The organism is Achromobacter xylosoxidans (genome assembly GCF_014490035.1).
GTDB lineage: Bacteria > Pseudomonadota > Gammaproteobacteria > Burkholderiales > Burkholderiaceae_B > Achromobacter > Achromobacter bronchisepticus_A.
In genome coordinates this window covers 6,478,119-6,503,435 of sequence record NZ_CP061008.1, presented here as the reverse complement: position 1 = coordinate 6,503,435, position 25,317 = coordinate 6,478,119, and the positions used below count along the sequence as shown (strand labels likewise).

The 25,317-nt window shown below is 67.5% G+C and carries 24 protein-coding genes and 1 riboswitch; of the genes, 11 read left to right on the top strand and 13 right to left on the bottom strand.

Going from position 1 to position 25,317, the window contains the following annotated elements:
- Positions 1–3: 3 nt before the first annotated feature.
- Genes dapF through IAG39_RS30195 form a run of 3 tightly spaced genes read right to left on the bottom strand, consistent with a single transcriptional unit; the run spans position 4 to position 2,737 of the window.
- Positions 4–915, bottom strand: a complete 912-nt coding sequence (gene dapF, locus IAG39_RS30205) for a diaminopimelate epimerase (RefSeq protein ID WP_118933495.1) — start codon at positions 913–915, stop codon at positions 4–6.
- A 30-nt stretch (positions 916–945) separates the two neighbouring features.
- The gene (locus tag IAG39_RS30200; protein ID WP_118933494.1) at positions 946–1,836 is read right to left on the bottom strand and encodes a lysophospholipid acyltransferase family protein; all 891 of its coding nucleotides are present in this window, start codon (positions 1,834–1,836) and stop codon (positions 946–948) included.
- A gap of 34 nt (positions 1,837–1,870) precedes the next feature.
- On the bottom strand, positions 1,871–2,737 hold the full coding sequence (locus IAG39_RS30195) for a lysophospholipid acyltransferase family protein (protein WP_059374122.1): 867 nt from the start codon (positions 2,735–2,737) through the stop codon (positions 1,871–1,873).
- A 277-nt stretch (positions 2,738–3,014) separates the two neighbouring features.
- Between IAG39_RS30195 and metK the strand changes: the two genes are divergently transcribed.
- Positions 3,015–4,178: a methionine adenosyltransferase gene (metK, locus tag IAG39_RS30190; RefSeq protein WP_088143368.1), complete on the top strand. Its 1,164-nt coding sequence runs from the start codon at positions 3,015–3,017 to the stop codon at positions 4,176–4,178.
- 65 nt (positions 4,179–4,243) lie between these two features.
- Here the strand turns inward: metK and IAG39_RS30185 are convergent, their stop codons facing one another.
- Positions 4,244–5,671, bottom strand: coding sequence for an amidase (locus tag IAG39_RS30185; protein WP_187774070.1), 1,428 nt, complete (start codon positions 5,669–5,671; stop codon positions 4,244–4,246).
- A gap of 79 nt (positions 5,672–5,750) precedes the next feature.
- Positions 5,751–7,067, bottom strand: coding sequence for an MFS transporter (locus IAG39_RS30180; RefSeq protein ID WP_059374124.1), 1,317 nt, complete (start codon positions 7,065–7,067; stop codon positions 5,751–5,753).
- Positions 7,068–7,148: 81 nt separating this feature from the next.
- On the opposite strand from IAG39_RS30180, the gene IAG39_RS30175 reads away from it, so the two are divergent.
- Entirely contained in the window at positions 7,149–8,153 is a 1,005-nt protein-coding gene (locus tag IAG39_RS30175; protein ID WP_118933262.1) for an Lrp/AsnC family transcriptional regulator, read from the top strand.
- 34 nt (positions 8,154–8,187) lie between these two features.
- On the opposite strand, the gene IAG39_RS30170 is transcribed toward IAG39_RS30175, so the two are convergent.
- On the bottom strand, positions 8,188–9,111 hold the full coding sequence (locus IAG39_RS30170) for a LysR family transcriptional regulator (RefSeq protein ID WP_118933261.1): 924 nt from the start codon (positions 9,109–9,111) through the stop codon (positions 8,188–8,190).
- A gap of 126 nt (positions 9,112–9,237) precedes the next feature.
- On the opposite strand from IAG39_RS30170, the gene IAG39_RS30165 reads away from it, so the two are divergent.
- From IAG39_RS30165 to metF, 9 genes are all read left to right on the top strand, one after another.
- A complete protein-coding gene (locus tag IAG39_RS30165; RefSeq protein WP_118933260.1) occupies positions 9,238–10,215 on the top strand; it encodes a tripartite tricarboxylate transporter substrate binding protein in 978 nt (325 codons plus the stop codon).
- Positions 10,216–10,251: 36 nt separating this feature from the next.
- Positions 10,252–11,673 carry a 3-isopropylmalate dehydratase large subunit gene (gene leuC, locus IAG39_RS30160; protein ID WP_118933259.1) on the top strand — a complete coding sequence of 474 codons (1,422 nt, stop codon included), beginning with the start codon at positions 10,252–10,254 and terminating at the stop codon, positions 11,671–11,673.
- Entirely contained in the window at positions 11,670–12,317 is a 648-nt protein-coding gene (gene leuD, locus IAG39_RS30155) for a 3-isopropylmalate dehydratase small subunit (RefSeq protein WP_059374129.1), read from the top strand. The genes leuC and leuD overlap by 4 nt, the downstream gene beginning before the upstream one ends.
- Entirely contained in the window at positions 12,314–13,204 is an 891-nt protein-coding gene (locus IAG39_RS30150; protein ID WP_118933258.1) for an alpha/beta fold hydrolase, read from the top strand. Before leuD ends, IAG39_RS30150 begins: the two co-directional genes overlap by 4 nt.
- Before the next feature lie 105 nt (positions 13,205–13,309).
- Complete coding sequence (locus tag IAG39_RS30145; protein WP_054457003.1) at positions 13,310–13,546, top strand: DUF1289 domain-containing protein; 237 nt, start codon at positions 13,310–13,312, stop codon at positions 13,544–13,546.
- Positions 13,547–13,624: 78 nt separating this feature from the next.
- Complete coding sequence (locus tag IAG39_RS30140; protein WP_118933263.1) at positions 13,625–14,731, top strand: glycosyltransferase family 4 protein; 1,107 nt, start codon at positions 13,625–13,627, stop codon at positions 14,729–14,731.
- 35 nt (positions 14,732–14,766) lie between these two features.
- Positions 14,767–14,902, top strand: a riboswitch (S-adenosyl-L-homocysteine riboswitch).
- A gap of 100 nt (positions 14,903–15,002) precedes the next feature.
- On the top strand, positions 15,003–16,421 hold the full coding sequence (ahcY, locus tag IAG39_RS30135; RefSeq protein WP_059374131.1) for an adenosylhomocysteinase: 1,419 nt from the start codon (positions 15,003–15,005) through the stop codon (positions 16,419–16,421).
- A gap of 120 nt (positions 16,422–16,541) precedes the next feature.
- On the top strand, positions 16,542–16,877 hold the full coding sequence (locus IAG39_RS30130; protein ID WP_006389784.1) for a phage holin family protein: 336 nt from the start codon (positions 16,542–16,544) through the stop codon (positions 16,875–16,877).
- Positions 16,877–17,725, top strand: coding sequence for a methylenetetrahydrofolate reductase [NAD(P)H] (gene metF, locus IAG39_RS30125; protein ID WP_059374132.1), 849 nt, complete (start codon positions 16,877–16,879; stop codon positions 17,723–17,725). The genes IAG39_RS30130 and metF overlap by 1 nt, the downstream gene beginning before the upstream one ends.
- Before the next feature lie 76 nt (positions 17,726–17,801).
- Here metF and IAG39_RS30120 read toward each other — a convergent pair whose 3' ends face one another.
- The 7 genes from IAG39_RS30120 to IAG39_RS30090 form a co-directional block, all read right to left on the bottom strand.
- Complete coding sequence (locus tag IAG39_RS30120; protein ID WP_118933257.1) at positions 17,802–18,800, bottom strand: tripartite tricarboxylate transporter substrate-binding protein; 999 nt, start codon at positions 18,798–18,800, stop codon at positions 17,802–17,804.
- Between the two features lie 131 nt (positions 18,801–18,931).
- Positions 18,932–19,726: a DUF3800 domain-containing protein gene (locus tag IAG39_RS30115; protein WP_118933256.1), complete on the bottom strand. Its 795-nt coding sequence runs from the start codon at positions 19,724–19,726 to the stop codon at positions 18,932–18,934.
- A 345-nt stretch (positions 19,727–20,071) separates the two neighbouring features.
- Positions 20,072–20,935: a proteasome-type protease gene (locus IAG39_RS30110; RefSeq protein ID WP_059374135.1), complete on the bottom strand. Its 864-nt coding sequence runs from the start codon at positions 20,933–20,935 to the stop codon at positions 20,072–20,074.
- A 55-nt stretch (positions 20,936–20,990) separates the two neighbouring features.
- On the bottom strand, positions 20,991–21,794 hold the full coding sequence (locus tag IAG39_RS30105; RefSeq protein ID WP_118933255.1) for a transglutaminase domain-containing protein: 804 nt from the start codon (positions 21,792–21,794) through the stop codon (positions 20,991–20,993).
- A 13-nt stretch (positions 21,795–21,807) separates the two neighbouring features.
- Positions 21,808–22,779, bottom strand: a complete 972-nt coding sequence (locus IAG39_RS30100) for an alpha-E domain-containing protein (protein WP_059374137.1) — start codon at positions 22,777–22,779, stop codon at positions 21,808–21,810.
- Between the two features lie 2 nt (positions 22,780–22,781).
- Positions 22,782–24,215, bottom strand: a complete 1,434-nt coding sequence (locus IAG39_RS30095) for a circularly permuted type 2 ATP-grasp protein (RefSeq protein ID WP_118933254.1) — start codon at positions 24,213–24,215, stop codon at positions 22,782–22,784.
- A 418-nt stretch (positions 24,216–24,633) separates the two neighbouring features.
- The gene (locus IAG39_RS30090; RefSeq protein ID WP_059374138.1) at positions 24,634–25,308 is read right to left on the bottom strand and encodes a 5-formyltetrahydrofolate cyclo-ligase; all 675 of its coding nucleotides are present in this window, start codon (positions 25,306–25,308) and stop codon (positions 24,634–24,636) included.
- Positions 25,309–25,317: the final 9 nt, after the last annotated feature.

Here is a 25,317-nt window from a genome sequence, read left to right as displayed (position 1 = left end):
GGCTTATCGGTTCAGCCCCATGGAGAAGACGAGCTTGTCGATATCGACCTGCCCCGTGAAGACGGACTCGGCTGGGCCGGTCATGCGTAATTGCTCGCCGTTCCAGGCGACGGTCAGAACGCCGCCGCGCGCTTGCACGCGCACCGGCGAGTCCAGCAGGCCGCGGCGAATGCCTGCCGCGACGGCGGCGCAGGCGCCCGTGCCGCAAGCCAGGGTTTCGCCGGCGCCGCGTTCGAACACGCGCAGGCGGATGTTGTTGCGGTCCACGATTTGCATGAAGCCGGCGTTGACGCGGCGCGGGAAGCGCGGATGGGTTTCGATCAGCGGGCCGAGCACGGCTACCGGCGCGGTGTCGACGTCGTCCACCACCTGCACGGCGTGCGGATTGGAAATCGCCACGGCGGATAGCGCGACCGTGCGCGGCAGGCCGGCGGGCGCGTCCAGTTCCAGTTCCCACAGCGTGTCCTGGCCTTCGATGCGCGAGGAGAGGCCGGCGGTGTCGAACGGAAGCGCGGCGGGCTCGAAACGCGTGCTGCCCATGTCGACGGTGACTTGTTCGTCGTCGCCTTGGTCCAGCACCAGGATGCCGGTGGCGATTTCGGCGCGCAACGGATTGCGGTCGGACAGGCCCTGCTCATGCACGAAGCGCACGAAGCAGCGCGCGCCGTTGCCGCAGTGCTCGACCTCGCTGCCGTCGGAATTGAAAATGCGGTAGCGGAAATCGGCGTCGGGCCGGGTCGCGGGCTCGACCAGGAGGATCTGGTCGGCGCCTATGCCGAAATGGCGGTCGCCCAAGGCGCGGGCACGCTCGGGCGTCATTTCGATGGTCTGGCGGACCCCGTCGAGCACGACGAAATCGTTGCCCGCGCCATGCATTTTGGTGAAGTTCCAGTTCATCACTGGATTATCGCCCATATTGGGGCGCGAGCGGCGCGGGCCGCGGACTCAGTAGAGTTTGGGTTCGCCCGGCGGACGGGTCTTGAAGCGGCGATGGACCCAGTAGTACTGGCTGGGGCAGCGGCGCACCCAGGATTCCAGCTCGCGGTTCAGACGCGCGGTGGCGTCTTCCAGCGAGTCGGTTCCGGGGAAGTCGGCCAGCGGCGGCAGCACTTCGACGTGGTAGCGGCCGGTATCCGGGTTCCAGAAGTCCAGGATGGGCAGCACGGCGGCATCCCATTTCTTGGCCAGTTGGGCGGTGGCGAGCAATGTCGCCGCCGGCACGCCGAAGAACGGCGCGAAGGTGGCGCCCTGGCGGCCGAAGTCCATGTCCGGCAGGTAGTAGACGGGCCGGCGCTCGCGCAGGTGGCGGATCAGGTCGCGCACGCCGTCCTTGCGGCTGACCAGGAACACTTCGTTGAAGCGCTTGCGGCCGGCGGCGACGATGGCGTCGACCTGAGGATCGCTTTGCGGCGTGTACATGGTGGCGCCGCTGGGCACCTCCATGGTGAGCCGCGTCGCGGCAGCGTCCAGCCCGATGAAATGGGGCGCCAGCAGGATCACCGGGCGGCCCTGGGCAGTCAGTTCGTTGATGCGGTCAGCGCCAGTTTGCGTGACCATCTCCTTGATGGCCTCGGGCGTGCCGTACCAGAGCACGCCGCGGTCGACGATGGACTGCGCCAGTGCGCGGAAGTGGTCCGCGACCCACTGTTCGCGCACGTGTTCGGGCTGGTCGGGAAAGCACAGTTCCAGATTGCGGCGCACGATGCGCGTGCGCGACTTGGCCAGCCGCGGCGCCAGCCAGCCCAGGGTTGCGCCGATGCGCTGCCGGGTCGACGGCTTGATGCGGCCGAACCATTTCAACAGGGATACCAGCGCGCGCGTTTTGAAATCAGTCATGGTGGGAAATAGGGAGCGGACGGGGCGCGGCGGTTCAGCTGGCCGAAGCAGGAGTGTCGGCGGCGGGGGCCGGCGGGGCGCCACGCGGCGTCTTGTAGCGGTTGTAGCTCCAGAGGTATTGCTCCGGACAGCGGCGGATCAGCGTTTCCATGGCGGCGTTGAGCAACGCGGCCTGCTCGGCGGCATCGGCGGGCAGCGGTTCGGGCACGCGGACATAGTGGATGCGCCAGCCCCGGCCTCCCGGCAGCCGTTCGCCAGCGGTCAGGATGATGGGCACGCCCGTTTGCGTGGCCAGCTTGCCGGGCAGCGTCATGGTGTAGGCCATGCGCCCGAAGAACGGCGCCCAGACGCCGTCGCCCACGCTGGGCGCCTGGTCGGGCAGCATGCCGACGGATTCGCCGCGGCGCAGGGCGCGCACGAATTCGCGCACCCCTTGCATGGTGGCCGGCACGGCATTGACGGCCGAGGTATTGCGCGCGGTTTCCAGCAGCGGGGCCAGGATGTCCTTGCGCGGCGGCCGGAACATGACGGTCATGGGCATCTGGCGGGCCAGGTAGCGCGCGGTGATCTCGAAGCAGCCCAGGTGCGGCGTCAGGAACAGGATGCCGCGGTTCTCGGCGCGGGCCGCGCTGACCACGTCGTTGTCGTCCGAGATCACCTGAGCCAGGCTTTGTTCATTGCGGAACCAGACGCGCGGGCTCTCCAGGATCATGGCGCCGATTTCGCCCGCCGCGCGCCGCGCGAAAGCCGGATCGGGGTAACCGGCCTGGGCCGCGTTGGCCTGCAGCCGCCGGCGGTACTTGCCCGGCCAGGCGTAGATCGCGCGCCCGGCCAGCCGCCCCACGGCGTGCGCGACGGAAAGGGGCAGGGCGGCGAATGATCTGAACAGGAAGAGCAGCATGCGGCAGAAAAATGGGACGGACAGAAAGTGCGCCTGGGGCCGGGATATATGCATACGTCCCCCAGCTTTGGCGGCAGAACCGCATTTTCGCTTAAAATAGCGCAGTCGCCGAGTTAACCGACAACTTGCGGGGCGACGGCAAGGGTACAGCGCTTTGCGCGCCTCTTGCCAAATCCGCTAAAGCGTCGCGCCCAGATTTGCGTATGTCATGCGGTCAGGGGTGCAACGCGCCTCGTGAACCTATGCGCCGGCAATGCCGGTCACCAAGGACGCATCTGTGGCCAACAACGACTTTCTCTTTACTTCCGAATCCGTCTCCGAAGGGCACCCCGACAAGGTTGCCGACCAGATCTCCGACTCGATCCTGGACGCGATCTTCACGCAGGACCCGAATGCGCGCGTCGCAGCCGAGACCCTCTGCAACACCGGTCTGGTAGTGCTGGCTGGCGAAATCACCACCACCGCCAACGTCGACTACATCCAGGTCGCGCGCGACACGATCCGCCGCATCGGTTACGACAACACCGAATACGGCATCGACTACAAAGGCTGCGCGGTGCTGGTCGCCTACGACAAGCAGTCGCCGGACATTGCCCAGGGCGTGGACCGCAGCTCTGAAGACTATCTGAACCAGGGCGCGGGCGACCAAGGCCTGATGTTCGGCTATGCCTGCGACGAAACTCCCGATCTGATGCCTGCTCCGATCTGGTACGCGCACCGCCTGGTGCAGCGCCAGAGCGAGCTGCGCAAGGACGGCCGCCTGCCGTGGCTGCGTCCCGACGCCAAGTCGCAAGTGACGTTCCGCTATATCGACGGCCGCCCGGCGGAAGTCGACACGGTGGTGCTGTCGACCCAGCACGCACCCGAGGTTTCGCAAGAAACCATCCGCGAAGCGGTGATCGAAGACATCATCAAGCCCAGCTTCCCCGAAGGCCTGATCACGCCGCAAACGAAGTTCCTGGTCAACCCGACCGGCCGCTTCGTCATCGGCGGCCCGCAAGGCGATTGCGGCCTGACCGGCCGCAAGATCATCGTCGATACCTACGGCGGCGCTTGCCCGCACGGCGGCGGCGCGTTCTCGGGCAAAGATCCGTCCAAGGTCGACCGTTCGGCCGCCTACGCGGCCCGCTACGTGGCCAAGAACATCGTGGCCGCCGGCCTGGCGCGCCAGTGCCAGGTGCAGGTCAGCTACGCCATTGGCGTGGCCGAGCCCATCAACATCACCGTCTACACGGAAGGCACGGGCGTCATCCCCGACGACCAGATCGCCAAGCTGGTGCGCGAGCACTTCGACCTGCGTCCGAAGGGCATCGTCAACATGCTGGACCTGCTGCGTCCGATCTACGCCAAGACCGCCGCCTATGGCCACTTCGGCCGTTCCGAGCCGGAATTCTCGTGGGAAGCCACGGACAAGGTCCAGGCGCTGAAGAAGGGCGCGTAAGCCTTCCCGGCGCTTGAACAAGAAAGCCCCCGCAGTGCGGGGGCTTTTTCATTGCGGCAGCGACCTTACAGCCCCCAGCCTGACAAATCCGGCCGGCGCAGCGCCGGCGCCAACACCGGCTCCAGCGCCGCGGCGCAATCCAGCATTGCGGCGTCGCCGCCTGCCGGCGCCAGCAACTGCACCGCCATGGGCATGCCTTCGGCATCGAAGCCCACAGGCAGCGAGATGGCGGCCGCGCCCAGGAAGTTGGCGGGGCGCAGCAGCTTGCCCAACCCGGCGTGGCGCGTATCGTCGGCGTCCAGCGCTTGCGCGGCCTGGTCGCAGGCGGGCATCAGCAGGGCGTCCAGGCCTTGCATGGCTTGCGCGAATGCGGCCATGTCGGCGGCGCGGCGTTGCAGCGCGGCTTCATAGTCGGCCTGCGCGATGCGGCCGCCGGCCGCGATGCGCTTGCGCACCACGTCCCACAGCGGCGTGGCCGGGTCTTCGGCCAACGCGCCGTAGTAGCGGTAGGCCTCGTAGGCCAGCACCACGGAGTTGTCGTCGGCCATGCGGGCAAAGGACAGCGCCGCGGGCGGATGCCAGGACGTGGGCGTGTAGCCGGCGCGCGCCAGGTTTTCCTCGGCCTCGCGCCAGGCGCGCAGGCCGGCCTCGGCCAAGGGGGCGGGCCAGGCCTCGGGCGCCAGCACGGCCACCGGACCCGGGCCGCGCGCGGCGGGCTGGCGCAAGGCGGCGATGGCGCTTGCGGGAAAGCCCAGCGTGGCCGCGTCGCCGAGGTTGGGGCCGGCCAGCAGTTGGGTCAGCAGGCGGGCGTCGGCCACCGTGCGCGTGATCGGACCCAGCACGTCCAGCGTGTCCGACAGGGGCAGGCAGCCGCCGCGGCTGATGACGCCGGTGGACGGCTTGTAGCCGACCAGGCCGTTCAACGCCGCCGGCGCGCGCACCGAGCCGCCGGTGTCGCCGCCCAGCGCCAGCGGCGCCAGGCCGGCGGCCACGGCCACGCCCGCGCCGCTGGACGAGCCGCCCGGCGCGCGGGCGGTCTGCGCGTCCCAGGGGTTGCGCGCGGTGCCTTGGGTGGGGTTCTGGCCTGACAGGCCGAAGGCGAATTCGGTCATGCGGGTCTTGCCCAGCACCACCATGCCTTGCGCAGCCAGCTGTTGCAGCGGGACCGCCGTGACGTCGCTGATCCGGCCCTGCAGGGCGAGCGAACCCAGACAGACGCTGACGCCCTCCCATTGCACGCTGTCCTTCACCGCCACGGGCACGCCGTGCAGCGGACCCAGCAGAATGCCCGCGGCCAGCAGGCGGTCGGCGGCGTCGGCCTGGGCCAGCGCGCGCTCGGCCGTGACTTCGCTGTAGGCGGCCAGCGCGGGGGCGCGCTCGATACGGTCCAGGAAGTGGGTGGTGACCTGGCGCGAACTCAGTTCGCGCCGGCGGATGGCGCCGGCCAGGGCCTGGGCGTCTTGGAAGTGCAGGGCGGTGTCTAGTGCTGGCATGGGTCTCATCGGAAAAGAAAAAGCTTTCCGGTCCTGCGGGAACCGGAAAGCGCTGGTGCGTGACGTTCGTTCTCTCTGCTTACTTCAGGCTCTGGCCCTTGGTTTCTGGCATGCGGATGAAGGTGATCAGGGTGATCACGGCGCCCGCCAGCACGTAGTAGAAGAACCAGCGCTCCATGCCCTTGCTCTGCAGCCAGGTCAGCAGATAGGGCGTGGTGCCGCCCAGCAAGGCGACGACCAGGTTGTACGGCGTACCGATGCCGACGGCGCGCACGCTGGTGGGGAACTGTTCCGACATGATGGCCGGCGCAATCGAGGTGTACATGGCATACAGCACCAGGCCGAACAGCTCCACCGCCAGGATCGAACCGAACGACGGGCCCAGCGTGGTCATCAGCGGGTAGAAGAACACCAGGTAGCCGGCGGCGAAGAAGATCAGCTGCGGCTTGCGGCCGATGCGGTCGGACAGGATGCCGAACAGCGGCTGCACCAGCATGAATACGATCAGCGCGACGGTGTTTGCGGCGAACGCGGTCTTCGGGTCGGCATGCACCTGGCGGATGGCGTAGGTGGGTACGTAGGCCACGAAGATGTAGAACGCGAACGTGGTCAGGATGGAAAAGCCCACGATGCGCAGCACTTCACGCGGGTGGTCGCGCAGCAGGGTGCGCAGCGGCTGCTTTTCGACGCCGGCCTTCTTGGCGTGCGAGAACGCTTCGGTTTCCGGGATGGAGCGCCGGATCCACATGCCGGCCAGGCCGCCCAAGGCGCCCAGGAAGAACGGGATGCGCCAACCCCATGCGGCCATCTCGGCCTTGGTCAAGGTCGAGGTCAGCACCCAGCCGATGGCCGAGGCGGCCAGGATGCCCACGGCGGCGCTGAAGAACACGAAGCTGGAGTAAAAGCCGCGTTTGTTGGGCGGCGCCATTTCCGCCAGGAAGGTCGTGGCCGAGGCATACTCTCCGCCCAGCGACAGGCCTTGCAAGAGGCGCGCAGCGGTCAGCAGCAGCGGAGCGGCCAGGCCGATGGAGGCGTAGGTGGGGGTGACGGCGATGATCAGCGAGCCGCCGGCCATCATCAGGATGGTCAGGCCCAGCGCGGCCTTGCGGCCGTAGCGGTCGGAGAAGATGCCCAGCAGCCAGCCGCCCACCGGGCGCATGAAGAAGCCCACGGCGAAAATGCCGAAGGTCGCCAGCAGGGCCGTGGTTTCGTTGCCTTCGGGGAAGAACTGGCTGGAGAAGAAGATGGCGAAGGACGCGTAGATGGTCCAGTCGAACCATTCGACGGCATTGCCTACACTACCGGCCAGAATGGTGCGCGAGCGGGAGACGGGCGCGGTGCCGGCCGAGGCGGCTGCCCCCTGCGGCTTGCGCAGGGGCGCTGAAGTGCTGCTCATGAAAACCTCAAATAAGAATTTATTTTTGGTCAAAAAGACCGTTTAATTTTGTGTTTTTATCAATGCGCGAACGTTAATTTAATGAATATGGACACGTCAAGTAAGGGTAAGCCCCTAGCTCCGGGGCTGGACGACACCGATCTCGCCTGCCTCATCGCGCTGCAGGCGGACCCGCGCGCGTCCTGGCGCGAGCTGGGCGCCGCCACCGGCATTCCCGAGCGCACCGTCGCGCGCCGCATCAAGCGCCTGATGGATGCCGACGCCCTGCGTGTCATCGCGGAACCCGATCCCTTGGCTACCGGACGCGGCGTGGTGCTGCACGCCTGGGTGCGCTGCCGGTCGGGCCGCGTGCCGGAGGTGGCGGACCAGCTGGCGCGGCTGGACCTGAGCCAGCTGGTGGTCACGCTGGCCGGTTCGGCCGATCTGATGGCCGAGCTGACGCTGGCGGACGCCGCCGACATGCCGGACGTGGTGACGCGCGTGCTGCCGTCCATCGACGGGGTGGAGCACGTGGAGGCGCGGCTGGTGCTGCGGCCGTTCCGCCGCGCCGGCCAGTGGCGTATCCAGGCCCAGCCCGATGGGGCGGCGGCCGAGCCCGCCGCGGCGCAGCCGCCCGCGGCATTGACGGACGCTGAACAGCGCATGGTGGCCTACCTGATGCGCGACGGCCGCGCCAGCCTGGCGGAACTGGCCGAGCATGCCGGCGTCAGCGAGCCCACCGCGCAGCGTCTCTTGCACAACATGGTGGAGCGCCGTGCGCTGAGTTTCCGCGTTGAAGTGGAGCCGGCGCTGGTCGGCTTTCCGGTGGAGGCGGTGATTTCGGTGCAGGTGCGCCCGCAAGCCGTGGACGCGCTGGCCGTGCATCTGGCGCTGGACCCCAACACCCGCTGCCTGTTCGGCACCAGCGGCGCGTCGCAGCTGTTCTGGCACGTGCTGTGCCGCGACAGCCTGCATTTGTGGGATGTCGTGACGCGCCGCCTGGGCGAGCTGGACGGCGTGTTGAACAGCGAAGTCGGCGTGGTGATGCGGGCGCACAAGCGTTGCGGCATCGTGCGCGCCGGCGGGCGGCTGGGGGCGGACGCGTAGCGTCGCGGCCGCGCCGGAGCGGGACGCGACCGGTTCACCAGACCGCGTCGTCCGAACCTGGTGCGCGCAGATGCCGGGCAAAGCGCTGCGACAGGAACTCCACGAAGGCGATCGTCTTGGCCGGCAGGTTCAGGCGTTCGGGATACAGCGCATGGATGTCCGCGGGCGGCGTGCGCCAGTCGGCCAGCACCGCGCGCAGACGGCCGGCGCGCAGGTGCTCGGCCGTTTCCCATTCTGAACGCATGACGATGCCGTGGCCGTCCAGCGCCCATTCCAGGGCGCTTTGCCCATCGTTGGAGCTGAGCGGGCCGCGCACTTTCACGGTCTCCGCGCGTTGGCCCGATTCCAGCCGCCAGGTGCCATAGGCCACGTCGTTCTCGCGCACCACGATGCAGCGGTGGCGTTGCAGGTCGCCCGGCGCGCGCGGCTCGCCATGGATTTCCAGGTAGCGCGGCGACGCGCACAGCAGCCGCCGGTTGGACGCGATCTTGCGCGCGGTCAGGCGCGCATCGGGCAGGTCGCCAAAGCGCACCGCCACGTCGAAGCCTTCTTCGATCAGGTTCAGCGGCCTGTCGGTCAGGCGCATCTGGACTTCCACTTCCGGGTACTGGCGGGCGAAGTCCGACACCGCGGGCACGATGTGGGCGCGGCCAAAGCCGAATGTGGCATTCAGCCGCAGCAGCCCCTGGGGACGGGCGCGGGCGCTCGATACGGAACGTTCCAGCGCTTCCAGGTCCGTCAGGATGCGTGCGCCTTCTGCCAGATAAAGCTCGCCTTCCTGCGTGACGCTGACCCGGCGGGTGGTGCGGTTCAGCAGCCGCACGCCCAGGCGCTGCTCCAGCTTGGCCAGGCGCGTACTGACCGCGGGCGGGGTCAGGCCCAGTTCGCGGGCGGCGGCGGACAGGTTGCCGTGCTTGACCACCAGCGAGAAGAAGGCGAGATCGGAAAGGGCGTCCATGCGCTTATTTATAAACTTAATTTAATAAAGCTTTATCTGGATAAGTAATTATAAGAACCGGACCGGCTTATACACTGGGCTCACCACTACAGAGCCGCCTGGCGCGGCCAACCGAGGAGACCAGGAATGAAGATCAACAAAGCTGCCGGCGTTCTATGCGCGGCCATCGCCGCATCCTGTTGGACCCAGCCGGCCGCCGCCGACGCCTTTCCCCAGCGCGCCGTGACGCTCATCGTGCCGTTCGCGCCCGGCGGCAGCGTGGACATCGCCGCACGCCTGATTTCGGATGCCTGGGGCCGCGCCCTGGGGCAGAGTGTGGTGGTGGAGAACCGCGCCGGCGCTTCCGGCAACATCGGCATGGCCGCGGTGGCGCGCGCCGAGCCCAACGGCTACACGCTGGCCGTCAACACCATGTCGCTGGCGATCAACCCGGCGTTGTTCCAGAACATGCCGTTCGACACGACCAAGGACCTGCGTTCGGTCGGCACGATAGGGACGTCGCAGCACGTGCTGACGGTGACCAACCAGTTGCCCGTGGCCAATGTGAGCGAGTTGCTGGCCTATGTGCGCGCGAGGCCCGCCAACGACCTGAGCTTCGGTTCGGCAGGCACGGGCAGCACCTTCCACATGGCCGCGGAACTGTTCAAGTCGGTGTCCAAGACACAGATCCTGCACGTGCCTTACAAGGGCGGCGGCCCCGCCATGGTGGACACCATCAGCGGCCAGGTGCAGATGAGCTTTCCGGTGCTGTCCGCCGCCAAGCCGCAGGTTGACGGCAAGAAGCTCAAGGCGCTGGGCGTGACCGGCACCACGCGTTCGCCGCTCTTGCCCGACGTGCCCACCATCGCCGAGTCCGGGCTGCCCGGCTACGAGTTCAACACCTGGTTCGTCATCAGCGCGCCCGCGGGCACGCCGCAAGCCGTGATCGACACGCTGAACGCCAAGCTCGAACAGGCCTTGCGTTCGCCCGAGCTGGAGCAGCGCATGGGCCGCGAAGGCTTCGATCCGCTGATTTCCACGCCCGCCAAGACCGACGCGATGGTGGCCGCCGAGATGACGCGCTGGGCCGGCATCGTCAAGGACGCCGGCATCCAGGCCAACTGATCGGGCCGCAAGACCCAACTACGAAGGACGCAAGACATGCCCGGCAAGACGCTGTACGACAAACTGGTGGCCAGCCATGAGGTGGCCCGGATCGACGACGAGCACATCCTGCTTTACGTCGACCTGCACATCATGAACGAATACACCAGCCCGCAGGCCTTCAGCGGCCTGGCCGCGCGCGGGCGCGGCGTGCTGCGTCCCGGGCAGCAGATGGCGGTGGTGGACCACATCATCCCCACGCATCCGGTGCCGGCGGCGCTGCGCGTGATCGCCGACGACGCTTCGTCGCGCCAGGCGCTCAACCTCAAGCGCAACTGCGACGCGCAGGGCATCGCGTTGTTCGACACCACCGATCCGCTGCAAGGGATCGAGCACGTGATCGCGCCTGAGCATGGCATGGTGCTGCCGGGCATGGTGGTGCTGTGCGGCGACAGCCACACCACCACCTACGGCGCGCTGGGCGCGCTGGGCTTCGGCATCGGCACGTCCGAGGTCGAACACATATTGGCCACGCAGACGCTGGCGTACCGGGTGGCGCGCAACATGCGCATCCGCGTCGACGGCGCGCTGCCGGCCGGTGTCACCGCCAAGGACCTGGTGATCTGCGTTGTGCACCGCATCGGCGCGCAAGGCGCGCGCGGGCATGCGGTGGAGTTCTGCGGCGAGGCCATCGCCGCGCTGTCCGCCGAGGCCCGCATGACCTTGTGCAACATGACGGTGGAAGCCGGCGCCCGCGCCGCGCTGATCGCGCCGGACGCCACCACCGAGGCCTACATCGCCGCGCATGCGCCCGAACTGCAAGGCGAGGCGCTGGCGCAGGCGCGCGCCCATTGGGCCACGCTGCGCTCGGACGAGGACGCCGCGTTCGACGCCGAGCACGTGCTGGATGCCGCCGCGATCGCGCCCTTCGTCACCTGGGGCACCAGCCCGGACCAGGCCATGCCGGTGGACGGCGTGGTGCCGGACCCGCAGGCCGAGCCCGACGCGCTGGCCCGCCTGGCGCTGGAGAAGGCCATGGACTACATCGGCCTCGCGCCGGGCACGCCGATAGCCGGCGTGCCGATAGACCGCGTGTTCATCGGCTCCTGCACCAACGGACGCATCGAGGATCTGCGCGCGGCGGCAGCCGTGTTGCGCGGCCGCAAGGTGGCGGCCGGCGTGCGGGCCATGGTGGTGCCCGGATCGGGCGCGGTGCGCGCGCAGGCCGAGGCCGAGGGCATCGCGGCGCAACTGATCGAGGCCGGCTTCGAATGGCGCCAGCCCGGCTGTTCCATGTGCCTGGCCATGAATGACGACGTGCTCAGCCCGGGCGAGCGCTGCGCCTCCACCACCAACCGCAATTTCGAAGGCCGGCAGGGGCGCGCGGGCCGCACGCACCTGATGTCTCCGGCCATGGCCGCCGCCGCCGCGCTGGCCGGCCGCATCGTCGACGTCCGCGTCTGGGAGCAACACGCATGACCGCAATCATCGAGGGCGTCGCCGCGCCGCTGCCTTTTTCCAATCTGGACACCGACCAGATCATGCCCAAGCAGTTCCTGCGCATCATCGACAAGGCAGGGCTGGACCGTGGCCTGCTGCATGACCTGCGCTTTGACGCGGGCGGCGCGCCCAGGCCCGATTTCGTGTTGAACCAGCCCGCCTACGCCGGCGCGTCCATCGTGGTGGCGGGGCCGAACTTCGGCTGCGGCTCCAGCCGCGAGCATGCGGTGTGGGGTTTGCAGCAGTTCGGCATCCGCGCGGTGATCGCGCCCAGCTTCGGCGAGATCTTCTACTTCAATGCGGTGAACAACGGCCTGCTGCTGATCAGCCTGGCGCCGGCCGAGATCGACGCCTTGCTTGCCAGGGTGTCCAATACGGCCACCAACCGCGTCGGCATCGATGTGGCGGCCGGGCGCGTCACCGCCATGGACGGCTGGACGGCGGCGTTCACGCTGCCTGAACGGCACCGCCGCATGTACGCGCAGGGGCAGGACATGGTGGGCGCATCATTGCAGCGGCTGGACGAGGTGGAGCGTTTCGAGGCCGGCCATTGGGCGCGGCATCCCTGGATGAAAGATCTGGCGCGCCGTGTGCGCGACCGCCTGAACCAAGAGGCCATATGACCGCATTCTTCGACCTGCCCGTGCGCCGCATCGCGGCCAACGGCATCGACATCGCAGCCCGCGTCGACGGCGCTGGCCCGCCGCTGCTGCTGCTGCATGGCCATCCCCAGACCCACGCCATCTGGCATCGCGTCTGGCCGGAACTGACGCGCCACCGCACGTGCGTGGCGGCGGACCTGCGCGGCTACGGCGATAGCGACAAGCCGGCCGCGTCGCCGGACCACGCGGCCTATTCCAAGCGGGCGATGGCGGCCGACATGGTCGATTTGATGCGCGCCCTGGGCCACCGGCGCTTCGAGGTGCTGGCGCACGACCGCGGCGCGCGCGTGGCGCACCGGCTGGCGCTGGACCATCCCGCCGCCGTCAGCCGCATGATGCTGCTGGACATCGCGCCCACGCTGGACATGTACGAAGGCACCACGCGCGCCTTCGCCCAGGCCTATTACCACTGGTTCTGGCTGATCCAGCCGGCGCCGCTGCCCGAAACCATGATCGAGCGCGACCCGGTGTTCTACCTGCGTTCCGTGATGGGCGGGCGGCCCGGCGGACTGGCGCATTTTTCCGCTGAGGCCATGGCCGAGTACGAACGCGCGGCGCAACTGCCCGGCTGGGCCACGGGCATCTGCGAGGACTACCGCGCTTCCGCCACGCTGGACCTGGAGCACGACCGCGCCGGCCGGGAGGCCGGCGAACGCCTGCGCCTGCCATTGCGTGCGCTGTGGGGCGAGCGCGGCGCCGTGGGCCGCAACTTCGACGTGCTGACGCTATGGCGCGCGATCGCGGACGAGGTATCCGGCGGTCCGTTGCCGGGCGCGCACTATCTGGCGGAAGAATGTCCGGACGCGCTGCTGGCGCAGGCCAGGGAGTTTTTCGGCTGGCGCGAATAGAGGGCTGCCCGCGTGTAGCACCGTGCGCGCGGGCAGGTATTCAAGTCCGGGCGGGGCATAGGGCCATCCAAAAGGGGACGCACTCCGGGTGTTAACCTACGCCCGATGAATCAGCACCACGTCGACCTCTCCAAACTCCCCGACGCCGAAGACGCGCAACGCGCCTTCAAGGCTTCGGATTCGCCCTGCGTGGCCGTCTGCTCCACGTTGTTTGACGACATTTGCCGCGGCTGCGGCCGCACCGCCATGGAAGTCGCCAACTGGGTGTTCATGACAGAAGAGGAAAAGCGCGAAGTCTGGGTGCGCATCACGGCGCAAGGGTATCCCCGCCGCAACAATTAGCCGGCGGCCGCGCAGGCCGTCTTGGGCATGTCACATGGCGCGGGCTAAATCGCGCTATTGCCCACTTCCGGCTCCATCATGCGCATCGTCCTGGTCACGGATGCCTGGCATCCGCAAGTCAATGGCGTCGTCCGCACCTGGACGACCATGCAGCAGATCCTTGGAGAATGGGGCCACGAGCTGATCGTGGTGAACCCGCAGGGCAGCCGCACCGTGCCGGCGCCCTCCGAGCCCGACCTGCGGCTGTGTCTGCAGCCCGGCCGGCAATTGCGCCGCATCCTGGGCGACATCGTGCCCGACGCCCTGCACATCGCCACCGAAGGCCCGCTGGGCCTGGCCGCGCGCCGTATGGCGCTGGCGCGGGGCTGGCGCTTCACGACGTCGTTCCACACCATGTTCCCGGACTACCTGCAGGCGCGCATGGGCATCCCGGCGGCCTTGCCCTGGCGTTATCTGCGCTGGTTCCACCGGCCCTCGCAGCGGGTGCTGGTGCCTACGCCCACGGTGCGCGACGTGCTGGCGCGGCGCGGCCTGGGGAACCTGCAGATCTGGTCGCGCGGGGTGGATCCGCGCAAGTTCCAGCCGGGGGCAGGCCAGGCCTTCCCGGACCTGCCCCGTCCCGTATTCCTGAGCGTGGGCCGCGTGGCGCGCGAGAAGAATCTGGACGCCTTCCTGTCGCTGGACCTGCCGGGCAGCAAGGTGGTGGTGGGGGCGGGGCCGGATGAGGCGCGGCTGAAGAAGCGCTTTCCCGGCGCGATTTTCCTGGGCATGCGGCACGACGAAGCGCTGCCGGCGCTCTACGGGTCGGCCGACGCCTTCGTCTTCCCCAGCCTGACTGACACCTTCGGCCTGGTCATGCTGGAGGCCATGGCCTGCGGCACGCCGGTCGCCGCTTTCCGCAGCGAAGCGCCGCTGGCGGTGGTGACCCAGGGCGTCACCGGTTTCCTGGACGAAGACCTGGCCCATGCCTGCCGCTCGGCCCTGTCGCTGGACCGCCATGCGGTGCGCGAACACGCCCTGACGCGCAGCTGGGACTCGGTGGCCGCGACCCTGCTGGCTGCACTGGTGCCGCTGGACGGGAGCGCCCGCGGCGCGGAGCATGCGCAGGCGTCGTGCGTGCCCGAAGGGGCCGTGCTTGCGCGGCGGCCTGGCGGCGAAATGCCCGCCAGGGAGCCAGGGGTTTGATCCTTGGCGGACGGTTCCCGGGTACAATGCCCGGCAATCCTGAGGAGCGTTGCGACGACCCTGCGGTTCCCGCCAGCCGGCACGGCAAGCGGGGCCAGGCTCGCCAGGCTCAGGAATCCTTGTTCAAGCGGCGCGCCTTGCGCGGCGCTACAGCAACGGCGCTCACCTTTGTCGCATATGGCGGGAAAGGCGAGCACTCGACCTTCGTGGTGCCTTCGCGTTGTCCGGCCATATCCTGCGCCGTTCGTATTTCACGTGGAGCCTACACACCATGAACGCTGTGACCGATAAATCCTTTTCCGACTACCTCGTCGCCGACATGTCGCTGGCCGGCTGGGGCCGCCGCGAACTCGCCATCGCCGAAACCGAAATGCCCGGCCTGATGGCCATCCGCGAGGAATTCGCCGCCAAGCAGCCGCTCAAGGGCGCGCGCATCGCCGGCAGCCTGCACATGACCATCCAGACCGGCGTGCTGATCGAAACGCTGGTGGCGCTGGGCGCCGAAGTGCGCTGGGCCTCGTGCAACATCTTCTCGACGCAGGACCACGCCGCCGCCGCCATCGCCGCGTCGGGCACCCCGGTCTTCGCCGTCAAGGGCGAAACGCTGGAAGAGTACTGGCAGTACACCCACAAGATCTTCGAATGGCCCAATGGCGAAAACGCCAACATGATCCTCGACGATGGCGGCGACGCCACCTTGATGCTGCACCTGGGCACCAAGGCCGAGAAGGACATCTCGGTGCTGGCCAACCCGGGCAGCGACGAAGAGCGCATCCTGTTCGCCGCCATCAAGGAAACCCTCAAGCGCGATCCCAAGTGGTATTCGACCCGCCTGGCCCTGATCAAGGGCGTGACGGAAGAAACCACCACCGGCGTGCATCGCCTGTACCAGATGTCGCAAAAGGGCGAGCTGGCCTTTGCCGCCATCAACGTCAACGACTCGGTCACCAAGTCCAAGTTCGACAACCTGTATGGCTGCCGTGAATCGCTGGTCGACGGCATCAAGCGCGCCACCGACGTGATGGTCGCTGGCAAGGTTGCCGTCGTGGCCGGCTACGGCGACGTCGGCAAGGGCTGCGCCCAGGCGCTGGTCGCGCTGCGCGCCCAGGTCTGGGTCACCGAAGTCGATCCGATCTGCGCCCTGCAGGCCGCCATGGAAGGCTTCAAGGTCGTGACCATGGAAGAAGCCGCCGCCCACGGCGACATCTTCGTCACCGCCACCGGCAACTACCACGTCATCACGCGTGAGCACATGAACGCCATGAAGGACCAGGCCATCGTGTGCAACATCGGCCACTTCGACAACGAAATCGACGTCGCCAGCCTGGCTGACTGCAAGTGGGAAGAGATCAAGCCGCAAGTCGACCACGTCATCTTCCCGGACGGCAAGCGCATCATCCTGCTGGCCCAGGGCCGCCTGGTGAACCTGGGTTGCGCCACCGGCCACCCCTCGTTCGTGATGTCGTCCTCGTTCGCCAACCAGACCATCGCCCAGATCGAGCTGTTCACGCGCAACGAAGCCTACACCTCGGGCCAGGTCTACGTGCTGCCCAAGCACCTGGACGAGAAGGTCGCCCGCCTGCACCTGAAGAAGCTGGGCGTGAAGCTCACGACCCTGCGCCAGGATCAGGCAGACTACATCAACGTGCCGGTGCAAGGCCCGTACAAGCCCGAGCACTACCGCTATTGATGGTTGTAGCAAAATAGGCAAGTGCCGCGCCATGTCGGCGCGGGCTTTCCGGTCTGCGGGACCCCTGTCGCGAACGTATCGCCGCGACAGGGCCGGCGGGCTCACAACAGGAGATCGAACATGGCATTGATACTCGTCTGGATCCTGAACGCGGTGGCCTTGCTGGCCGTGGCCTACCTGCTGCCCGGCATCACCGTGGCCAGCTTCGGATCGGCGCTCATCGCCGCGCTGGTGCTGGGTCTGGTGAACATGCTGGTCAAGCCGGTGCTGGTGCTGCTGACGCTGCCGATCACGATCGTCACTCTCGGTCTCTTCCTCATCGTCATCAACGCCTTGTTGTTCTGGTTCGTCGGCTCCGTGCTGAAGGGCTTCCAGGTCAACGGGTTCTGGTGGGCCGTGGGCGGTGCGATCCTGTACAGCATCATCTCTGGCCTGCTCACGAAGCTGATCCCCTAATGTCTGATTCGACTACTCCCGCTTTCAGTCTGGAATTCTTCCCGCCGCGCGACCTGGCCGGCCAGGAACGGATGGTGCGCGCGGCCAAGCAGATGCTGGCCATCCAGCCCAAGTACGTCAGCGTGACCTTCGGCGCGGGCGGTTCCACCCGCGCCGGCACGGCGGACGCCGTGCGCACGCTGCGCAACCTGGGTTGCGAGGCGGCGCCGCACCTTTCGTGCGTCGGCGCCACGCGCCAGGATCTGCGGGACATCCTCCAGGCCTACAAGAACGACGGTGTGCGGCGCGTGGTGGCCCTGCGCGGCGACCTGCCCTCGGGCATGGGCGGCGATGCGGGCGAACTGCGTTACGCCAACGAGCTGGTGTCGTTCATCCGCGAGGAAACGGGCGACTGGTTCCACATCGAAGTCGCGGCCTATCCCGAAATGCACCCCCAGGCAGCCAATCCCTCGGCCGACCTGGACCATTTCGTGAACAAGGTCAAAGCTGGCGCCGACGCAGCCATCACGCAATACTTCTTCAACGCCGACGCTTACTTCGACTTCGTCGACCGGGCCCAGGCCAAGGGCGTGAACGTGCCTATCGTGCCGGGCATCATGCCCATCACGAACCACACGCAGCTGCTGCGCTTCTCGGAAATGTGCGGCGCGGAAGTGCCGCGCTGGATCCGTCTGCGCCTGGCCGAGTTCGGCGACGACAAGGCCTCCATCCGCGCCTTCGGCGTGGACGTGGTCACCGAGCTGTGCCAGACGCTGCTGGACAACGGCGCGCCGGGCCTGCATTTCTACACCTTGAACCACGCGGAAGCGCCGCTGGCGGTGTGGAAGGAACTAGCGGTGCAGGCGTAACAGGCTGCCCCGCCATAAAGGCCAAGCCCACCCGAGAGGGTGGGCTTTTCTTTGGCCGCGCGCCCGGTGTGCGCCGTCAGTCGGCGTACACCCCCGCCTTGCGGATGATGCCGCCCCATTTGTCGACCTCGGATTGCAGCCAGGTCTGCAGGCCCTGCGGGGTCTGCTTGGATTCCGGCACGATCTCGGCGCCCAGTTCCGCCATCTTCTGCGTGAAGGCGGGGTCCTTCAGCGCGGCGCGCAACGCTTCGTTGAACTTGGCGACGGCTTCCGGCGGCGTGCCCTTGGGCGCGTAGACGCCATGCCACACCTTGACCTCGAAGCCCTTCAGGCCATTCTCCTGCAGGGTCGGCGCATCGGGCAGCGTCTTGATGCGGTCCAGCGTGGTGACGCCGTACAGCTTCACGCGGTCGGCCTTGATCTGCGGAATGGTTTGGGTGGTCTGATCGCACAGCACGTCCACCTGCCCGCCCAGCAGGGCGGTCATCGCCGGCGCCGTGCCGGCATAGGGCACGGTGGTGAACTGCACGCCCAGCGATTCCTGCAGCAGCATGCCGCAGAGCTGCGACACCGCGCCCAGTCCGGCGTTGGCCAGGTTGATCTTGTTACCGTTCTCCTTGGCGTACTTGATGAAGTCCTTCATGCCGTCCGCGGGCAGGTCCTTGCGGCCCAGCAGCGTCATGGGAACGTCGGCCACCTGGCCGACATAGGCGAAGTCCGTCAGCGGGTTGAACGACAGCTTGCGGTACAGCGCTGGCGCGGTGGCCATGCCGTTATGGTGTATCAGGAAGGTGTAGCCATCGGGCGCGGCGCGCGCCACGTGCTGCGACGCCAGCGTGCCGCCGGCGCCCGTGCGGTTCTCGATGATGATGCTTTGGCCCAGCGTCTTGGACATGGACGCGCCCAGGCTGCGCGCCACCACATCGGTCGGCCCGCCCGCCGCGAACGGCACGACCAGTGAAATGGGATGGTTGGGATAGGCGCCTTGCGCGCCGGCGGTGCCAGAGACCAGGCAGGACAGGGCCAGCACGGGCCAGGCCGCGCGCTTGAGCGCGCGCGCGTAGATAGGGGGCATGTCTCGCTCCTTGTGGTGTTGTCGGGGCCCCCAAGGCAAAGCATGACGGCCGGACACCAGTGTGGCGCGACAGCGCCCGGATGAGAATTCGCGGTTCCGCAAGCCGGGTTTCGGTTGCTGGAAAGGAGGGTTTACGCGGAAGGCGATATGAGCGGGGGATTTTCCTGCTCGTCCTGCGAACCGAGTCCGCTGCACGGGAGGGCTGCGGCTTGCAGGCGGTCATGAAAGTAACGGTGAAAAATCTCCCAGTCTCGGTACTGCGCGGACGCCACCTGGAAGGCGCACAGCCGGCCCACCAGGCTGCAGATCCAGTCAGCGCATTGAAGGGTCTGGAACAGGTGGCTTTCACCTTGAATCAGCGGCTCGACCAGCGTTCTGCATTGGTCGGTGGCATCTTCGAACATCGCCAGCGTGCAGGCTTCGACATTCATTTCGCGCCACCGGCTGCCCGCCTGTTGTTCGTCGATCAAAAGCATGAAGGTGGCCTGTCTTGCCGAGAAAAACCGATCCGCGCGTCGGACTATGCGTAGCAATTGCTGCTTGAAGATCTCTGCGGGTTGATGCGATGTCGCGTCTGTTGTCTTTTGCTCACCGCTGTAGATCACGTGTCCGCCGATTTGTCTGATCCGGTTCAGCAAACGCCCCGTTTCGGTCCGCAACTGCTGGTACTTTTCAACATTCCGGACGGTATAGAGTTGTGCGCCTTTCTTTTCCCAGCGGTACGCAGGTTGGTCTTGCCGTTCCAGTTCGAACTTCAATAGATGGCATTTCAGTTTGTAGAAGTAGATGGCGAATTCGCGCACGGTTTCCACAGGCAAAACCAACCCGCCGAATCCGAACACCGGGCTCGTCCGGTGTTTGCCATGATCACGGGAGACGAAGGGTCCGATGTGGCCGAACTCGTCCAGGTACATGACGTAATGCATGACGTAACCCTTTGCCCGACACATGGCTTGTATGCGAATCGAAGCAGTGTAGGGCGCGGGAGACGGTCGATTTTCCTTCAGTGAATGGAAAGATCGCACTCAAATTCATCGTGGCAACGATCATGCCGCACAAGAACACGAAAGCCCGCAGCAGTGAATTGCGCGGGCCTCGGAAGGTGGGCATATGGCGTGCATATACGTTGAAGAAACTCTATGCCGATTCCGGTCGTGCCACAAGGGATCAAGGCGTCCGGAACACGCAAATGTGCGCGGGAACTTGCGGTATCAGACGGAATCCCGGGTTTCAGCCTGGGAGACTCGGCGTGTTCCTGTCGGCAACGGTCCCTAGTTCGCCTGATCCTTCCCCGGATCTTCCGCCAGCACCTGCGGCGCCGAATAGTTCGACACGGGCGCATCCACCGGCTCCGCACGCAGGGGCTGGTGCACGCGGCTGGGAGGGACCAGCGAATCGGGCGAGTCGGGATTGGTCCAGAGCGGGTCCGGGATCTCGGCGAAGACCTGGCGCAGGCGTTCGCCCCAGGTGCCGCGGATCATGCGGAAGTATTCGTTGTGCTCGTCGATGCTGGCGAAGTGCGTGACGCGCAGCGAGTGCGTGTCGTAGACCAGCAGGTCCAGCGGCAGGCCCACCGAGATGTTCGACCGCAGCGTGGAATCCATGGAGATCAGGGCGCACTTGGCGGCTTCGTCCAGCGAGGTGTCGGGGCGCAGCACGCGGTCCAGGATGGGCTTGCCGTACTTGGCCTCGCCGATCTGGAAGTACGGGCATTCCTGGCCGGCTTCGATGAAGTTGCCCGCCGAATACACCTGGAATAAGCGGCAGCGCTCGGTGCCGATCTGGCCGCCGAAGATCAGGTTGACGTTGAAGTCCACACCCTGCTCGCGCAGGGCCGGGGCTTCGTGGTGGTAGACGCTGCGCACCGCCGCGCCGACGCGGCGGGTGGCCTCGAACATGTCGGGGGCGTTCCAGACGGTTTCGCCGTCTTCGTCGTGTTGACGCGCCAGGGCGTTCAGCACCGCCTGGCTGACCGCCAGGTTGCCGGAACTCATCAGCACCATGACGCGGTCGCCCGGGCGTTCGAACACGGTCATTTTGCGGAAGACGCTGATCTGGTCGACTCCGGCATTGGTGCGGGAGTCGGCCAGGAACACCAGGCCGGAATCAAGGCGGGCTGCGACGCAGTAGGTCATGATCAGAAATTGGGAAAACCACGCCGCATTGTATTGCGGCGAGGCCGGCGGGATGTTACTGCTGGGCGCTGGACTGGACCTGCACGCTGACCTCCATGGATTCCTGGCCGCCGCCGTTGCGCACGCCGCGCACCGGCGAGGCCGAGTCATAGTCCCGCGCCACCGCCAGCCGGCAGTGGCAGTCCGAGGCGAACTGGCGGTTGGTGATGTCGACGCTGGTCCAGCCCACGTCGGGCAGCCAGACGTCGGCCCAGGCGTGGCTGGCCGCGTGTTCGGCGGTGGTGTACAGGTAGCCGCTGACGTAGCGCGCGGGCACGCCCAGGCCGCGCACGCAGGCCAGAAAGAGGTGGGCGTGGTCCTGGCAGACGCCGTGGCCCATGGCCAGCACCTGGTTGGCCGCGGTGGTGACGTCGGTGGTGCCGGGCTCGTAGGCGACGCGATCGCTGACCGCCGTGGCCAGGGCCAGGATGTCGTCCGGCGTATGCAGGCCGCCAGGCAGCGCCTCGCGCACGAAGGCCATGACGGTGTCGTCGGCCTGGGTCAGCGGCGTCTGCACGCAATAGGCGTGCACCGGCAGGCGGCTGTCCTCGCTGCCCAGCAGGCCGCGTTCCAGCGGCGCCACCAGCACCTGTCCGACCACGCGCAGCTCGATGTCGGTATGGGGCTGGTTGAGCGTCAGCGTGTGCGTGATGTTGCCGTAGGCGTCCACCTGCTTGTCCAGGTCGCCGGGCGCTTCGATGTGCCAGCGCAGCACGCGCTGGTGTTCGTCGTCGCGCGGGGTCAGGCGCAAGGTCTGGATGCTGTAGGTGACCGGGGCGGTATAGCGATAGTGAGTGACGTGGGTGATGATCTGTTTCATTCTGCTCTCCTGCCTAGGCCGACAGCGGTACCAGGAAGTCCTGGCTGATCCGGTTGCCCAGATCGTTGATGCGGTCGAGGAAGTGCTCCAGGTACTGGTGCAGGCCGCTGGCCAGGATGTCCTCGACGCGGCCGTATTGCAGTTCCGCGCACAGCATGCCGGCGCGCCTTTCGGTTTCGGTCGAGCGCTGGTTGGAAACGCGCGCCAGGTCGTCGGCCACCGCGCGCATCGAGGCCAGCAGCGAGCGCGGCATGTCGCCGTGCAGGATCAGCAGCTCGGCCACGCGGTCGGGGGTGATGACGTCGCGGTACACCTTGCGGTAGATCTCCAGGCCCGACACCGAGCTGAGCAACGCCGACCAGCGGTAGAACTCGCTCTGCAGCGCGGCCGCGCCGGCGGGCTCAGTTCGGCCGTCATGGCCGTTGGCGCCGCGTTCATGGAACTTCACGTCCAGCATGCGGGCGGTGTTGTCGGCGCGTTCCAGGTGCATGCCGATACGCAGGAAGTACAGGGCCTCGTCCTCCAGCATGGTGCCGATGGTGACGCCGCGCGCCAGGTGCGAACGGAACTTGACCCATTCGAAGAACTCGCCCGGATTGCGCTCCAGCAAGCCCGTATGCAGGTGCTTGAGCAGTTCCAGCCAGGTGGTGTTGTAGGTTTCCCAGACCTCGGTGGTGAGGCTGCCGCGCACCGCGCGCGCGTTCTCGCGGGCGGCGCGCATGCAGGAATAGATGGACGAGGGGTTCTCGGGATCGCGCACCATGTACTGCAGCACGTCGTGCGGCGAGATGGCGGCGTACTTGCTCTGGTACAGGCCTTGCAGCTCGGAGATGCGCAGCACGGCCAGCCACGAGCCTTCGCGCCGCTGCGCGTCCTGCGGCAGCAGCGACATCTGCAGGTTCACGTCCAGCATGCGGGCGGTGTTCTCGGCGCGCTCGGTGTAGCGGCACATCCAGAACAGATTGTCTGCGGTTCGGCTCAGCATGTTCAGTCCTCCTCCAGCACCCAGGTGTCCTTGGTGCCGCCGCCCTGGCTGCTGTTGACCACCAGCGAGCCCTCGGTCAGCGCCACCCGGCACAGGCCGCCCGGCACGGTGCGGATGTCCTTGCCGCATAGCACGTAGGGCCGCAGGTCCACGTGGCGCGGCGCCACGCCCGATTCCACGTAGGTCGGCACGGTGGACAGCGCCAGCGTGGGCTGCGCGATGTAGTTGGCGGGGTTGGCGCGCACGCGGTCCTTGAAGGCCTCGACCTCGGCGCGCGAGGCCGACGGCCCCACCAGCATGCCGTAGCCGCCGGAGCCGTGGACTTCCTTCACCACCAGTTCGTGCATGTGGGCCAGCACATGTGACAGCTCGTCCGGCCGGTTGCAGCGCCAGGTGGGGACGTTGGACAGTATCGGCTCCTCGCCCAGATAGAAGCGGATCATGTCCGGCACGTACAGATAGGTGGACTTGTCGTCGGCGATGCCGGTGCCGATGGCGTTGGCCAGCGTGACGCGGCCGGCGCGGTACACCGACAGCAGGCCCGGTACGCCCAGTGCGGAGTCGGCGCGAAACGACAGCGGATCGAGGAAGTCGTCGTCCAGGCGGCGGTAGATCACGTCCACCTTGCGGGGTCCCTGCGTGGTGCGCATGTAGACGGTGTTCTGTTCGACGAACAGGTCCTGGCCTTCCACCAGCTCCACGCCCATCTGCTGCGCCAGGAAGGCGTGTTCGAAGTAGGCCGAGTTGTACATGCCGGGCGTCAGCACCACCACGGTGGGATCGTCGCCGCCGTGCGGCGCGACTTCGCGCAGGTTGTCCAGCAGCAGGTCAGGGTAGTGCGCCACCGGCTCCACCTTGATGCGGCTGAAGGCGTCGGGCATCAGCCGCATCGACATCTTGCGGTTCTCCAGCATGTAGGACACGCCGGATGGCACCCGCAGATTATCTTCCAGCACGTAGAACTCGCCCGCGCCGGCGCGCACGATGTCCACACCGGCGATGTGGCAGTAGATGTCCTCCGCCACGTCCACGTCCTGCATCTCGGGGCGGTACTGGGCGTTCAGGAACACCTGCTCGGCGGGCACCACGTCCGCGCGCGCGATGTCGTGCCCGTGATAGATGTCGTGGATGAACATGTTGAGCGCGCGTACCCGCTGCTTCAGGCCGGCTTCCAGCAGACGCCATTCGGCGGCGGGAATGACGCGCGGGATCAGGTCGAAGGGGATCAGGCGTTCGGTGCCGGCCGCGTCGCCCGCCACCGAGAACGTGATGCCGACCCGGCGGAAACTCAGGTCCGCTTCCAGGCGGCGCGCGGCCATGGCCTGCGCGGACTGCTCGTCATGCCAGCGCTCGAAAGCCTGGTAGTGGGAGCGTATGCCGCCGGCGCTGTCGCGCATTTCGTCATAGGCGGCGGGACGGGGTGATCTGTCCTTCATGGCTCCTCCGGTACAGTGCCGGCGGCCGGTCTGCGCGCGGCCGCCGTCCGGCCGATATCCGGCCGGTTGCTAGGGATTAAGCAACCCGCATGCCAGCCTGGCCGGCACGCGCGGGGGCGCCCCTGAGGACCAATATCCTCCGAAGGGCGTTGCGGCGCCATCGCCGCGGCGGCTGAGGCCAGGGGATGGCGTGGGCGCCGGGCGCGGATTGGCCGGGCCTGGCGGGTGGAACGGGGTCAGCGGGGCTGGCGCGGAAATGCTTGGCCAGGGGAACGGGCGGGGCGGCGCTGCCGAAGAAAGCGCGCGGAAGTGCGCGGGCGCCGCGTGCTGCGGCCGGGGTCTGGGCTAGGCCCGGCGGCAGTCTCTATGATAGGCCGTGCACCGTTTTGGTGCAAACCGGTGGGGCAAAGCTGGTGCGTCAGTTCATGCGGAAGCTGTGCAGCGTGGTGCCGCCGGTGCCGCCTTGTTCCAGCGGCGCCTGGGGCACCCAGCCGTCCTGGGTCAGCACCGCGTCCAGCGGGAAGTCGTGGCTGGCGGGTTCATAGCCGGCGTCCAGTTCGCCGCAGCTCCAGGCGATGCCGATGGCGATGAACGGATGGCCGCGGTCGCGCAGCGCGGCCAGGGTGCGGTCGTAGTAGCCGCCGCCGTAGCCCAGGCGATCGCCCTGTTCGGTGTAGCCCAGGGTGGGCACCAGCACCACGTCGGGCAGCAGTTCAGCGCCGGCGACGGGTTCCTGGATGCCATAGGGGCCGGCGCGCAATTCGGCGTCCGGCGTCCAGGGCAGGAAGGCCAGCGGGGCGTTGCGTTCGCGCACCACGGGCAGCGCCACGGCCACGCCGTTTTCGACCCATTGCTCGAGCAGCGGGCGCAGGTCGGGCTCGTCGGCCATGGGCCAGAAAGCGGCCACGGTGGCGGGCGCGGGACGGCCCGCGCGCACGGCTTCGTCGCGCGCCACATTCAGCCAGGTGAACAGCCGCGCGCGCATGAGCAGGCCGCCGCGGCTACGCTGGTCTTCCGGCAGTTCGGCGCGCAGTTTCCGCAATCGCGCGCGTAGCGGTACTGCGGTATCCTCTGGAGTATTTTGCGTAGTCATGCGGTGGCT